Genomic DNA, 12,933 nt, shown 5'->3' with positions numbered 1-12,933 from the left:
GCGGGGGGCAGCCGCCCCCCGGCCCATCTAGCGCTATTTCACAATCGTTTCCGGCCCCATCGCCATCGTGGGCAGGAAGGTCGAGATGATCGGCACATAGGTGATCAGGATCAGGAAGACGAACAGCACCGCAAGGAACGGCGCCGAGGCCTTGACCACGCGCATGATCGGCATCCCCGCCACGCCAGAGGTGACGAACAGGTTTAGCCCGACTGGCGGCGTGATCATCCCGATCTCCATGTTGACTACCATGATGATGCCCAGATGAATCGGATCGACGCCGAGTTGGATCGCAATCGGGAAGACCAGTGGGGCGACGATCAGGATCAGCCCCGAAGGCTCCATGAACTGCCCACCGATCAGCAAGATGACGTTCACGATCACGAGGAACATGATCTTGCCCAGACCTGCGGCGAGCAGGGCTTCGGTGATCTTTTGCGGGATTTGCTCATCCGTCAGCACATGTTTCAGGATCAGCGCGTTGGCGATGATGAACATCAAGGTGATGGTCAGCTTACCCGCCTCGAACAGCGTGTCGCGCGTGCTTTTGTGCCAGAGCACCTCTAGGATCGCCTGCGGGCGTTTGAACAAGCTGATCTTGGTATCGCCCTGATCGAGCGGCCCCATGTCGCGATAGATAAAATTCGCCACGATCCAAGCATAGACGGCGGCGACGGCGGCGGCCTCGGTCGGGGTGAAGATACCCCCGGTGATGCCGGGAATGCCATACAACCCGATCATGATAATCGCGATCAGCATCAACCCCCAGAAGGCATCGCGGAAACTGGCCCAGACCTCGCCCCAGCCCTGCCACTCGCCCTTGGGCAGCTTGCGCCGGATGGCGATAAACAAGATCGTCGCCATAAGCATGAAGCCCGCCAGAAGGCCGGGAATGACGCCCGCAAGGAACATCCGACCGACCGACACATCGGTCGCCGAGGCATAGACCACCATCACGATCGAGGGCGGGATCAGGATGCCCAGCGTACCTGCGTTACAGATCACGCCAGCGGCGAAGTCTTTGGAATAGCCGACCTGACGCATCGCCGCGATCACGATAGAGCCGATCGCTACCACGGTCGCTGGGCTGGAGCCCGACAGCGCGGCAAACAACATACAGGCGAACACGCCTGCAATCGCCAGCCCGCCGGGCAGATGCCCGACCACCGCGATGGCAAAGCGAATGATGCGCTGCGCCACGCCGCCCGTAGACATGAACGACGAGGCAAGAATGAAGAATGGGATCGCCAGCAGCGTCGCGTGATTGTCCATCGCGTCATACAGCGACTGTGCAACCGAGGCGAGCGAGGCATCCGAAAAGATCAACAAAAACAGCGTCGAGGCCAGCCCGAGCGACACCGCAATCGGCACGCCCACCAGCATGAAGCCGATCACCATCACGAACAGAAAGAGGATATCCATGTGCTCAGTCTTCCTTGTTCATATGGGCGACATCTGCGATCTGATCCTCGGCCTCGTGGCTGACTATCAGGGCGCTGCGGGTGCCGCGCACAATACCAATACCCGCTTGGATAAAGCGGATCAGCAGCAGTGCTACGCCAAAAGGCAGGATGAAATAGGGCAGGAAACGGGGCAGCTTGTCATAGGTCTCGCCTTGATTGAACCAGTCCTCAAGAAAGGACAGAAACTGCGGGAACGGCACCTGATCGGTCATATAGAACGCACGATCACGGGTCGGAATAAAGCCGGTCGGGAACCAGCGCCCACCGGTTTGCTCCAGCCCGGCAAAGGGCGCCCAATAATCCCATGCCCCCTTGAGCAACAACACCGCGTATAGAATACACAGCACCGCCGCCAAAATCGCCATCGCCTTGCGCGGGCGCAGCGGCAGCATGTTGATCACCGCATCTACGCCCAGATGCGCCGTGACCTTGACCGCATAGGACATCCCCAGCAACACCAACCAGGCAAACAGGATCAGCGTTACCTCTAACCCCCAGATCAGCGAGGAGTTGAACACATAACGCAGCACCACATTGACGAAGGTGATCAGCGTCATCATCCCAAGGATCAACGCGATCGCGCCCTCTTCGATATGGTGGATGACATAAGACAAGCGAGAGCGCGGCTCATAGCGCTGGGTCATGGGGTCGCTCCGGTTCTGGTGGGGCCAAAGGCGTCAGGCGCGCGCACGTGTGGGGTCGCGCGCGCCTGAGTATCCGGGCAAAGCTGTGGGGGTTCACCCGGAATGCTTGGATCAATGCTTGGCGTTGATCGCTTGAGCTGCGTCGATGTTTTCTTGGCCGACATCGTCGGTGAACTGCGCCCAGACGGGTTTCATCACATCAACCCATTGCTGGCGCTGCTCTGGGGTCAATTCGCGGATTACGCCGCCCGCGTCAAGGATCGATTGCTTGGATTGCGCCTCGACATCGTTGATCGCGCCGTTCCGCTCGACGGTGACCTCATGCAAGATCGTGCCGATCTGCTCGCGCATTGCCGGATCAAGGCTGTCCCACCAATCGACCGAGGTCACGACCATATAATCAAGCAAGCCGTGGTTGGTTTCGGTCGTGCCGTCCTGCACCTCGTAGAATTTCTGGCCGTAGATGTTGGACCAAGTGTTTTCCTGACCATCCACAACGCCGGTTTGCAGCGCGCCGTAGACTTCCGAGAACGCCATCGGCTGCGGGCTGGCCCCAAGCGCCTCCATCTGCGCAATCAGCACATCCGAGGGCTGCACGCGGAACTTCAGCCCCTTCGCATCGCCAGGCACCAGAAGCGGCTTGTTGGCCGAGAATTGCTTGAGGCCGGAATGCCAGAATTCCAGCCCCTGAAGGCCGCGCCGCACCATCGCATTCTTCATTTCCTGCCCGGTTTCCGAGTTCTGGAACTCGTCCACGGCGGCCATGTTCTTAAACATGAAGGGCAGATCGAAGATGCGGTATTTCTTGGTGAAGGTTTCAAATTTCGACAGGCTGGGCGCGGCCATTTGCACATCACCCTGCAACATCGCCTCTAGCACCTGATCGTCATTATAGAGCGTCGAGTTCGGATAAACGTCGACACAGGCCTTGCCATCCATTTCCGCATTCACCCGCTTGGCAAACAGCGCCGCCGCGATGCCTTTGGGGTGTTTGTCGGTGTTAGTGACATGGCTGAATTTGATGACCATTTCGCCCGGATCGCATTTCATCGGATCGGCCGAAACGACCGAGGCCGAAGCCAGCAAAGCGAGCGCCGAAACGGCGGCGGTGAGTTTTTTCATGATGTCCTCCCAGACGGTATTTATCGCGCACCGGTCCTCTCCGACGCTTATGCGCAGCAAAGAGCCACAAGCCCGCGCGATCAACAGTTTCGTGAAGGCAATGTGACGCAGAGTGAATTTGATGTAAAATCATATAGTTGAGCGAGAAATGCAAAAGCCCGCCCCCAAAGCCTGTGCGAAATCCCGCACAGCCCCGCGCCTTGATGCGGCGAATCCCCGCCAAGGCCAAGCGCCACCCTGCCCTAAAATCGCCCCGCCCGCGCCGAACCGGTGCCGCTAAGGGCGGTGAGCATGGCTGCATTTGGATAAGGAGATTTGAGAATTGAGTCATTTGAAGTTCAAGTCGCGAAAGAATGTGCCATGAGCACGCCCGCATTCATCCGCATTATCACTGCTCTGGCGCTCGTTTTCGGGCTGTCGGGCTGTCGCGATAAACATGACTGGAACCAGCGGCTCACGGTGCGTGTAGAGACGCCGCAGGGGGAGCGCTCGGGGGCCTCGGTGGTCGAGGTGACGGCGTGGTTCGGGCGGATTCCTCTTAGCGGTAACGAGGTCGAATACCGCGCCCAGGGCGAGGCGACGGTGGTCGAGATCGCGCCCGGAAAGTATCTGTTTGCGCTGTTGCCGGGCTCGGCAGAGCGGTTCTACTGGTCGGCGCGCGACCGGTTCAAGGGGATGAGCCGGGGGGAGTGGCTGGGTCAGATCCCGCGCCAGAGCGCTCCGGTCGAGGTCAGCGACCGCGCGATGCCGCTGCTGGTGACCTTTGGCGACATCAACGACCCGACGAGCGTGCAGCGCGTCGATCCCGCCGATCTTGCGGCGAGTTTCGGCCCCGGTGTCCGCCTCAAATCCATCACGCTGGAAATCACCGATGCGCCGGTGAGCACGGGCAAGGTGGAGGCGGTGTTGGGGTGGTTGAGTTGGTCACGAGAGAAGCTACTCGCTGCTGGTAATGGCCGGAATCCCGTTCAGATTTCGGTGGATGGCGGTGAACTGGCGCTTGGAAGAAATGATTTTCGGAGCAAGTAATTAGATGGCAATTTCCAAAGAACTTTTCCTCGCAATCCTCTCGATGGATTCTTACAACCGCGGCTACGGTGCGGGCATTTCCGATGGCGGCAAGGACGACCCGGATGGGCTGGGCGAAGTAAAAGGGACTTCCGCTGTAGGCAGCGCGACAGTCTCTTACACGATAGCCGACGCCGACCTAACAGACGAAGCCCAAACCGCCAGCTTCTACGCCATCGCCTACACCCTGACCGAAGACGCGGGATCAAGCGTCGAGGGCATCGCCCCCGGCACGACCATCCTCTCCTATCGCGGCACGGACAACCCGACCTTGAACGCCAGCGATGACTCGGGTGGCTCCGATATCACCAACGGCTGGGTGTTGCGCCCAACCCCCGATAATCCTCTGCCCGCAGCCCGTGGCGCGCGAGTTTGTCGTAAAACGTCTTGCGCGGGAGTTTGAGGGCGGTGGCGGCCTCGGTGGCGTTGCCGCCAGCTTGTGCGAGCGCCTCGGCCAGCAGCGATTTTTCGACGCCTGCCATGCGCTCGGCCAGCCCCAGACTTTGCGCCGCCTCGCCCGCGCCAAGGCCCATCGCAAAGCGCATCGCCTCGGACATCAGCGCGCGCGAATTGCCCGGCCAGTCGCGCGCCATCAACGCCGCACTCAGATCGGGCGGGATCTCGGGGATCGCCAGATTGGCCTGCTCGCAGGCGGTCGCGACATAGTGGCGAAACAGATCGGGAATGTCTTCGGGGCGCTCAGACAGCGAGGGCACGCGCAGGCGCAGCGCCTCAAGTCGCCAGTAGAGATCGGGATTGAAGCGGCCCGCGCGCGCCAGTCCGACCAGATCGCGATAGGTGCCCGCGATGAGGCGCGTGGCAGGGCGCGTTTCTAGCAGATCGATCAGGGCAAACTGGGCGGGTTGGGGCAGATCGGCGACCTCATCAAGATAGAGCGTGCCACCCTCGGCCTGCGTAAAACTGGCGGCGAGATCCTCGGGCGACAACCCGGCGGCGGCGCGTTTGACAAAGGGACGGCGGGCATGGCTGGAGAGCAGGTGGATCACTTCAGCGATCTTGGAATTGCCCGCGCCGGGCGCGCCGGTAATCAACACCTCGGCCCCCGAGCGTGCGGCCCGGCGGGCATTCTCGCGCAGAGCCTCCCCCACCGCCGAACGCCCCACCAGAATGCGCGCCGCCGCATCGCCACGCTGGCCTTCGCGCTTGAACAAGCGGATCTGCATTACCCGCGCGCGTTGCTCCAATGCTCTCTCAACTACGGCCAATAACTCTTTGCCTGAACAAGGTTTTTCCAGAAAATCATAGGCACCAAGCGCCATCGCCCTCACCGCCATCGGCACATCGCCCTCGCCCGTAAGCAAGATCACCGGCAGATCCGCATCCGCCTTTTGCACCAGCTCCAGCAGCGCGAAACCATCCTTGCCCTGCATGCGGATATCGCTGACCACAACGCCCTCAAACTCGCGGCCGATATGATCCTTGGCCTCGATATAAGAACTGGCCAGCGTGGGCCGAAGCCCCGCCAGTTCCAGCGTCTGCCCCAGCGCTTCGCGCACCGCGCGATCATCATCGACAAATAACACACGCCGGATCATCTAGCCGCCCTCCCTTTGCGGTGCCTCGCGCAGATCGACGGTGAACACCGCCCCGCCCGTTGCGGCGTTCTCACCGCGCAGGTTGCCGCCGAACCCTTGCACCAGACCGTAGGAAATCGACAGGCCAAGGCCAAGCCCTTCGGCGCTGCCGACCTCTTTGGTGGAATAGAACGGGTCGAAAATGCGGCTTGGGTCGGCGATGCCGGAGCCGGTATCAGCGACCGTGAGGCGAATGCCATCATCCGCGCGGGTGATCGCGATGCTCAACTGACGGGTCGGCGCGCCCTCCATCGCATCAAGCGCATTGGCCAGGAGGTTGAGCACGACCTGACTAAGCCGCACCTCGCCCCCCATCACGATGGCGGGAAAATCGGGGCGCTGCCAGTTGACGCTCACCTCGCCCTGTTTGATGCGCGCATCTAGCATCTCCAGCGCGCTTTCCACCACCGCCGCCAGCCCGACTCGCGTCGCAGGTTCGCTTTCTTGACGCGCAAAGGCGCGCAGGTTGCGGATGATGCGCCCCATGCGATGGGCCATCGCACCGATCCGCCCCAGCGTCGCGCCCGCCTCTTGCACGCGCCCGCGTTCTAGCAACAATTCGGCATTCTCAGCATAGGAACTTATCGCCATCAGCGGTTGGTTCAACTCGTGGCTGATGCCCGCCGACATCTGCCCCAGCGCCGAGAGCTTGCCCGCCTGCACCAGTTCATTTTGCGTGCGCTGCAACTCCTCATTTGCCGCGCTAAGTTCGGCTGTGCGCGCCGCCACGCGCACCTCAAGGGCGGCATTGGCCAGCGCCAAAGCGCGCCGCCGCTCCCATAGCGCCAACAGTACCGCGCCAAGAGCGAGAAACCCCGCCGCGGTGGACAGCGACGCCAAGCGCGCCGCGCGCAGCACCGGATCAGCCGATGCCAGCGCATGACCCGTCATCGCAATCACCGGCAGCGCGCGCGTCACCTCTAGCCCCGGCCCCGCCAGCGAGCCTTGCCCGAACAGCAATTCTCGCCCCGCGAAAGGACGTGCAATCATCGGCGCGCGCACAGAAATTGCGCCTGCAGGATAGATCAGCGGATCGGGGCGCGTTGTCCCTTGCGCGGTCAGCACGAGATCGATGCGGTTGGTGAGAAAGCTGACGCCATCGGCATCGCTAAACCAGACCGGCACCGGATTGCCGCGCCCCTCGGCCTCGACATCGCTGGCGCGCAAACGCACCCGCACAATCGCGATCACCCCGCCTTGGGGGGCAAAGACCGGCGCGGCAAAGGTGAACAGGCGCTGCCCGGTCTCGGGGTCTACGAAATGATCAAATCCGGTCGCGCCTTGCGCCGCGCGGGTGAGAGCGCGCGAAATATCCACGCCCGAAGGGGCCTCATCTGGCCCCGCCAGAACCGACCCATCGGGCGCGATCAACCAGATGTCGCGCGCGCCCGCGTAGTCGGCGAGGCGCTGCAAAGTCAGGCTGACGGGCTCATTGCGCCCCGCCCCGCCCGCGCGCCCTTCTTGGGCAAAATTTTGAGCCAGCGCCACCACATCGGGGTGATCGGCCGCCAGCACTGCAACCTCGCGAAATTGCAACAACGCGGCCACCAGCCGATCCGAGGCGAGACGCAGATCCGATGCGCCTTGGGCCTCTATGCGCGCCAAGCCCTCGCGCGCGGAGACGCGCCAGACGACAAAAGACGCCGCCAAACTCAGCGCCAGCCAAATCAGCAACAGGGTGACCCGCGTGCGCATCTAAAGCGGGAAGATATAGAGGATGAAATCTGACGCCGGTGCGAAACGGTCATAGAGCTTGCGCGCCGTCGCGTTGTCCTGCTGTGTGGCAAGGCGCACCGCTTCGATACCGCCCTTGCGCGCGGCGTCCTGGACATGTTCGATCAAAGCGCGCCCGACGCCGTGCCCGCGCGCCTTGGGGGCGGCGAACAGATCATGGATGTAGCATAGGCGCTGCCCCTTGAGCGGGCGCAAATTGACCTCCCAATGCACCAAGCCAAGTGCCGCGCCATCGGGCGCACGCGCCAGCGCGCCGTGCAGCGCGCTACCCTCGTCGCATAGCCAGTCCCAGACCGTATCCAGCGTGGGCTCGGGGTCGCTTTTGTAAAACGTGCAATAGCCGCGAAACAACGGCTCCCAACCGGCGCGATCTTGGGGCGAGATTTCGGTGATCTGAACCATGATGTCCTCCCGTTACGTCCTTGGTGGCGCTATGGGCGTCAAAGTGCAAGCGCGAGGCTTGAAACATCGTGGCGCTTGGGGCCAATTGGGGGCCACGCAACCGGAGCCGATATGCAAACCCTGACCCAATCGCCGCTGGATGCGGAATTCGTGCAAAACCCCTATCCGTTTTATGATCGCGTGCGCGAGGCTGGGCCGTTTGCGTATTGGTCCGATTACAAAATGGCGGTGAGTGCGCGGGCGTCGGTCGTCGGCGCGGCTTTGCGGGATCGCCGTTTGGGGCGTGAGACACCGGCAGAACTGGCCCAGCCCACACCGCCCCATCTTGAGCCGTTTTACGCGCTTGAACGCCACTCGATGCTGGAACTCGAAGCGCCGCGCCACACGCGGTTGCGCCGTCTGGTGGTGCGCGCGTTTACCTCGGGGCGTATCGCGGCACTGGCACCTGATATTACCGCGCTGTGCCATCGCCTGATTGACACCATGCCCGACGGCGGCGGCGATTTGCTGGAGCATTTAGCCAAGCCACTGCCCGTGATCGTGATCGCACGGCTGCTGGGCGTGCCTGAAACGGACGCGCCGCAATTGCTCGCGTGGTCAAACGCGATGGTGCAGATGTATCAGGCGCGCCGTGACGCGGCGCTTGAAGCCGAGGCCGCGCAAGCCGCACAGGCATTTACCGACTACCTCAGCGCGCTGATCGAGACGCGGCGCAAAGCCCCCGGAAGCGACCTGCTGTCCGATCTGATCGCGGTGCAAGATAACGGCGCCCATCTGAGCCGTGACGAGTTGATCGCGACGGTGGTGTTGCTGCTCAATGCCGGACATGAGGCGACGGTGCATTCCATCGGCAATGGCGTGAAAACGCTGCTGGAACAGGGCGTTACGACAGAATGGCTGGGCACAGAACAGATTGACGGCACGCTCGAAGAAATCCTACGCTTTGATCCACCGCTGCATCTGTTCACCCGCTGGGTCTATGAGGATATTGAGCTTCAGGGCGAGACGATCCGCGCGGGCAGCCAGATCGGGCTGCTGCTGGCCGGGGCCAATCGCGACCCGGACACTTGGGATAGCCCCGACGCGTTCAATCCGCGACGACCTGTGAAAACCAATTATTCCTTTGGCGCGGGCGCGCATTTCTGCATTGGCGCACCGCTTGCACGTCTTGAGATTCGCATCGCGCTGCCGCTGCTGTTCGAACGCCTGCCCGCGATGGCGCTGACCCGCCCGCCCGTTTATGGCGATGTCTATCACTTCCACGGGTTGGAGGCGCTGGATCTGCGCTACTGAACGGATTTCCATCCACAACGCGCGCTTGCGAATACTGTTTCGCGCCAAACGCTTTTCCCTGCGGCAATTCCCCGCTATGACCGGGGTTCTAGTTAGATTTGAGCCAGATCAAAGTAAACCGGGCGGAAAACCCCGTATCCGGACCCGATAAGTTGTGTTGCGACGAAAGACCTGAACCATGAACGAGAGCGCCGTGAACGAGATTCCCAAGGTCAAGACCCTGCCCGACGCCCAGACCGTGACCGAGGTCACCCATTGGACCGACCGGCTGTTTTCCTTTCGCGTGAGCCGTCCGCAAAGCTTGCGCTTCCGCTCGGGTGAGTTCGTGATGATCGGGCTGATGGGCGATAATGGCAAACCGCTGCTGCGCGCCTATTCCATCGCCTCGCCCAACTGGGATGAGGAACTGGAGTTCTATTCGATCAAAGTGCCCGACGGGCCGCTGACCTCGAAGTTGCAACATATCAATGTCGGGGATGAGATCATCCTGCGCCCCAAGCCCGTGGGCACGCTGGTGCATGACGCGCTGTTGCCGGGCAAACGGGTGTGGTTTCTGGCCACCGGCACCGGAATTGCGCCGTTTGCGTCACTGATGCGCGACCCCGAGACTTACGAGAAATTCGATGAGGTCGTGATGATGCACACCTGCCGCACCATCGAAGAACTTGAATACGGTCGCCAACTGGTCGACAACCTCGTCAATGACGAACTGATCGGCGAGATGGTTGAGGGCAAGTTGAAATACTACCCCACCACCACGCGCGAAGAATTCCACCATATGGGACGCATCACTACCAATCTGGAAAACGGCAAGGTGTTCGACGACCTCGGGATCGAGCCGATGGACCCGGCTACTGATCGCGCAATGGTCTGCGGCAGCCTTGCGTTCAACAAGGATGTGATGGCGGTTCTTGAGGGGTTCGGACTGCGCGAAGGTGCCAATTCCGAACCGCGTGAATATGTGGTCGAAAAAGCGTTTGTCGGCGAGGGTATCTAGGCCACCGCCCCCGCCTCTTTGCTCCGTTAGCCAAAATCCTCACGGATGATGTCGGATTTCGAAATTCCGAAAGAGATTAACATTTCCTCGATGTCATTGACCATCGCATCGGGGCCACAGATGTAGAACGGTGCGTTTTCCGCCGTAGCGTGATTGCGCAGGAAATGGCGATCAATTCTCTCCGCTTTCACATTCGGCCCCGGATTGGCCTGATCGGTGACAAGCCAGATCGTTTCCAGCCCTTTCATCGCCTCGAACTCGTCGCGCAAAATGATGTCTGCCTCAGTCTTGTTGGAAAAGACAAGCGTCGATCCGCCCAGTGTTCCCTCTCGCGCCAGCCGTGCGCGCAGGATTGCGATGAAGGGCGTGATGCCCGCACCGCCTGCGATAAATGTGCCAGGGCCGGCATCGTGGATAGCGCCCCACGGGTCCGATATCTGCACATGCTCACCGGGTTGCAGCGTGGCGATCTGCTCGGTCACGCCATTATGCTTGGGGTAGCTTTTGATAATAAAATCAAGCGTGTCGTCTTCGCTGCCATTGACGGGGGTGAACGGGCGGGCCTCATCGCGCCAGCCTTCGCGCATCAGGGTCAGATCAACCGCCTGACCGGGTTTGCACGACAAGTCTTTGGGGCGTTTGAATTGCAGGTGATGAGTGTCATGGGTGACGGATGCGCGCGATTGCAAGGTTAGGTCATGTGTCATGGGGATCTCCTTTGCTGCCAAAAGACAACGCGCGTTGAGCTTATCACGTTCCTGTATGCTCCCCAAAACAACAAACCCCGCGCAAACTGAATTGCGCGGGGTTTGGTTTGGCGTGTAAAGGGGACGGGCGTTACATGCCCAAAGCCGAGCGCACCTGTTCAAGCACCCCCTTGACCAACGCGGGATTGGAGCGCGCGCTTTCAACGGCGGTTTTGAGCGGCATTTTGGTCGCTTCGGGCAGCGCGGAGTCGTCGATCATCTGCTCGACCGTATCGGGGTCAAACCCCTCAACCGTCAGCGCCTTGGCGGCGTCCATCACACCGGGCATCGCTCCCTCGCCTGTCGTCGCGGCATTGCTTTGCGCATTGGCAGCGGTGTCGTCAGCGGTCTGCGTGGCCGTTTCCGCCGCATTGGTCGCCGCCGAGGCCGCATCCGCAGCCGCATCGGCGGCGTTGGTGGCGGCTTTAGCGGCAGACGTGGCGGCACTTGCCGCGCCATCAGTCACCGAATCATCGGCATTCTCTGTAGCCTGCGAGGCCGCATCGGCGGCAGCATTAGCGGCATCGGTCGCGGCTTGCGCGGCCTGCGTTGCAGCATCGGCGGCTTCGCTGGCGGCATCCGTCGCGCTTTGCGTCGCGGAATCAACCGTGGCTTTCGCGGCATCGCTGGCGGCTTGCGAGGCATCGCCCGCAGCCGTTGCCGCCTTTTCAGCCGCTGTTTTGGCGGCATCCACTGCGGCATTCGCCCCATCAGCAGCCGATTGCGCAGCCTCACTGGTTGCGTCGACTGCCGCATTCATGCCGTCCTTGGCGGATTGCGCGGCTTCGGCGGCAGCGTCTTTGGTGGATTGCGCGGCATCGCCGACCGCCTGCTTGGCGCTATCAATCGCTGAGCCGGGCGTTGTTTGCTCGCCACTTTGAGCCTCGGGCGCGGGGGTGGTCATCGGCTCTTCAGAAGTGGCGAAATAAACGGCGCCAGCCGCAACGACCACAACTGCTGCCAATGCATAGCCTACATTCTTATTCATGGTGAAATCCCTCTTACTCAACTGACGTCGATAGTATGCACCTACTTATGTCAGGCGGACCATATTTGCAAAACCCATGCCCATAAACTGGCCGCTTTTGTGCCGCTCTGCGCGCTTAAACCTGCCAATTGTTGAAACGCACATCCCCGCGCCCCGGTTCCCAACGCTTTGCGGTTGAAAGCCCAGGCGCGCGGGACTATGTTTTGCGCCTGAAATCATGTTGGCTACAGAAGGATTCCCACCATAGCCCGTAGACCCCATAACGCCCCGCCGACCCGCGACACCGGACCCCGCGTCAACGGCCGTATTCGTTCCAATGAAATTCGCCTGATCGGGGCGGAGGGCGAGAATGTCGGCGTCGTCACGCCGCGCGAAGCGATGAGCATGGCCGAAGAGGCCGGTCTCGACTTGGTGGAGATCTCTCCCAATGCCGACCCGCCGGTCTGTAAAATCATGGATTTCGGCAAGTTCAAATATGAACAGCAAAAGCGCGAAGCCGAAGCCCGCAAAAAGCAGCACATCATTGAAATCAAAGAGGTCAAGTTCCGGCCCGGCACCGATGTGCATGATTACGAAGTGAAAATGCGCAACGTGATCAAGTTCCTCGAAAATGGCGACAAGGTGAAGGTGACCCTGCGCTTCCGGGGCCGCGAGATGGCGCACCAGAACCTTGGTCTGGAACTGCTCAACCGCGTGCGCGAGGACGTGGGTGATCTAGGAAAAGTTGAATCGATGCCCCGTCTTGAGGGCCGCCAGATGGTGATGATGATCGGCTCGACGCGCTAAATTTTGCGCGTCGATTGGCTGAAATGACAAAGCCCTCCCCTTGTGGGAGGGCTTTTGCATTGCACGGGCGCTTATCGGGCGCAGGTTTGCCGCAT

Annotated in this window: 13 protein-coding genes; 5 read left to right on the top strand and 8 right to left on the bottom strand. The window is 61.2% G+C overall.

Annotated elements, in window-relative coordinates:
• Nucleotides 1-33 precede the first annotated feature (33 nt).
• From ACN0SD_RS07540 to ACN0SD_RS07530, 3 genes are all read right to left on the bottom strand, one after another.
• Nucleotides 34-1,422 carry a TRAP transporter large permease gene (locus tag ACN0SD_RS07540; RefSeq protein ID WP_417807613.1) on the bottom strand — a complete coding sequence of 463 codons (1,389 nt, stop codon included), beginning with the start codon at nt 1,420-1,422 and terminating at the stop codon, nt 34-36.
• A 4-nt stretch (nt 1,423-1,426) separates the two neighbouring features.
• Nucleotides 1,427-2,107, bottom strand: coding sequence for a TRAP transporter small permease (locus ACN0SD_RS07535; protein WP_417807612.1), 681 nt, complete (start codon nt 2,105-2,107; stop codon nt 1,427-1,429).
• A 111-nt stretch (nt 2,108-2,218) separates the two neighbouring features.
• Nucleotides 2,219-3,229, bottom strand: a complete 1,011-nt coding sequence (locus ACN0SD_RS07530; protein ID WP_417807611.1) for a DctP family TRAP transporter solute-binding subunit — start codon at nt 3,227-3,229, stop codon at nt 2,219-2,221.
• A gap of 360 nt (nt 3,230-3,589) precedes the next feature.
• Here ACN0SD_RS07530 and ACN0SD_RS07525 point away from each other — a divergent pair, with 360 nt between their 5' ends.
• Together ACN0SD_RS07525 and ACN0SD_RS07520 are read left to right on the top strand one after the other, a co-directional pair.
• Complete coding sequence (locus ACN0SD_RS07525; RefSeq protein WP_417807610.1) at nt 3,590-4,258, top strand: hypothetical protein; 669 nt, start codon at nt 3,590-3,592, stop codon at nt 4,256-4,258.
• Nucleotides 4,259-4,262: 4 nt separating this feature from the next.
• The gene (locus ACN0SD_RS07520) at nt 4,263-4,700 is read left to right on the top strand and encodes a hypothetical protein (protein WP_417807609.1); all 438 of its coding nucleotides are present in this window, start codon (nt 4,263-4,265) and stop codon (nt 4,698-4,700) included.
• On the opposite strand, the gene ACN0SD_RS07515 is transcribed toward ACN0SD_RS07520, so the two are convergent.
• Genes ACN0SD_RS07515 through ACN0SD_RS07505 form a run of 3 tightly spaced genes read right to left on the bottom strand, consistent with a single transcriptional unit; the run spans nt 4,603 to nt 8,028 of the window.
• On the bottom strand, nt 4,603-5,853 hold the full coding sequence (locus ACN0SD_RS07515) for a sigma-54-dependent transcriptional regulator (RefSeq protein WP_417807608.1): 1,251 nt from the start codon (nt 5,851-5,853) through the stop codon (nt 4,603-4,605). The genes ACN0SD_RS07520 and ACN0SD_RS07515 overlap by 98 nt on opposite strands.
• The gene (locus ACN0SD_RS07510) at nt 5,854-7,566 is read right to left on the bottom strand and encodes an ATP-binding protein (RefSeq protein ID WP_417807607.1); all 1,713 of its coding nucleotides are present in this window, start codon (nt 7,564-7,566) and stop codon (nt 5,854-5,856) included.
• Between the two features lie 21 nt (nt 7,567-7,587).
• Nucleotides 7,588-8,028 (bottom strand): GNAT family N-acetyltransferase, encoded by a 441-nt coding sequence (locus ACN0SD_RS07505; RefSeq protein WP_417807606.1) that lies wholly within the window; start codon nt 8,026-8,028, stop codon nt 7,588-7,590.
• 111 nt (nt 8,029-8,139) lie between these two features.
• On the opposite strand from ACN0SD_RS07505, the gene ACN0SD_RS07500 reads away from it, so the two are divergent.
• Nucleotides 8,140-9,321: a cytochrome P450 gene (locus ACN0SD_RS07500; RefSeq protein ID WP_417807605.1), complete on the top strand. Its 1,182-nt coding sequence runs from the start codon at nt 8,140-8,142 to the stop codon at nt 9,319-9,321.
• Between the two features lie 178 nt (nt 9,322-9,499).
• A complete protein-coding gene (locus tag ACN0SD_RS07495; protein ID WP_417807604.1) occupies nt 9,500-10,318 on the top strand; it encodes a ferredoxin--NADP reductase in 819 nt (272 codons plus the stop codon).
• 26 nt (nt 10,319-10,344) lie between these two features.
• On the opposite strand, the gene ACN0SD_RS07490 is transcribed toward ACN0SD_RS07495, so the two are convergent.
• Together ACN0SD_RS07490 and ACN0SD_RS07485 are read right to left on the bottom strand one after the other, a co-directional pair.
• Nucleotides 10,345-11,025, bottom strand: a complete 681-nt coding sequence (locus ACN0SD_RS07490) for an FAD-binding oxidoreductase (protein ID WP_417807603.1) — start codon at nt 11,023-11,025, stop codon at nt 10,345-10,347.
• A 130-nt stretch (nt 11,026-11,155) separates the two neighbouring features.
• Entirely contained in the window at nt 11,156-12,052 is an 897-nt protein-coding gene (locus ACN0SD_RS07485; RefSeq protein WP_417807602.1) for a hypothetical protein, read from the bottom strand.
• 243 nt (nt 12,053-12,295) lie between these two features.
• Between ACN0SD_RS07485 and infC the strand changes: the two genes are divergently transcribed.
• On the top strand, nt 12,296-12,838 hold the full coding sequence (gene infC, locus ACN0SD_RS07480) for a translation initiation factor IF-3 (protein ID WP_417807818.1): 543 nt from the start codon (nt 12,296-12,298) through the stop codon (nt 12,836-12,838).
• Nucleotides 12,839-12,933 lie beyond the last annotated feature (95 nt).

The organism is Thioclava sp. (assembly GCF_048263065.1).
Classification (GTDB): domain Bacteria; phylum Pseudomonadota; class Alphaproteobacteria; order Rhodobacterales; family Rhodobacteraceae; genus Thioclava.
Note: the sequence above shows the minus strand (reverse complement) of the source record. Positions and strands in the feature narration are given on the sequence as shown.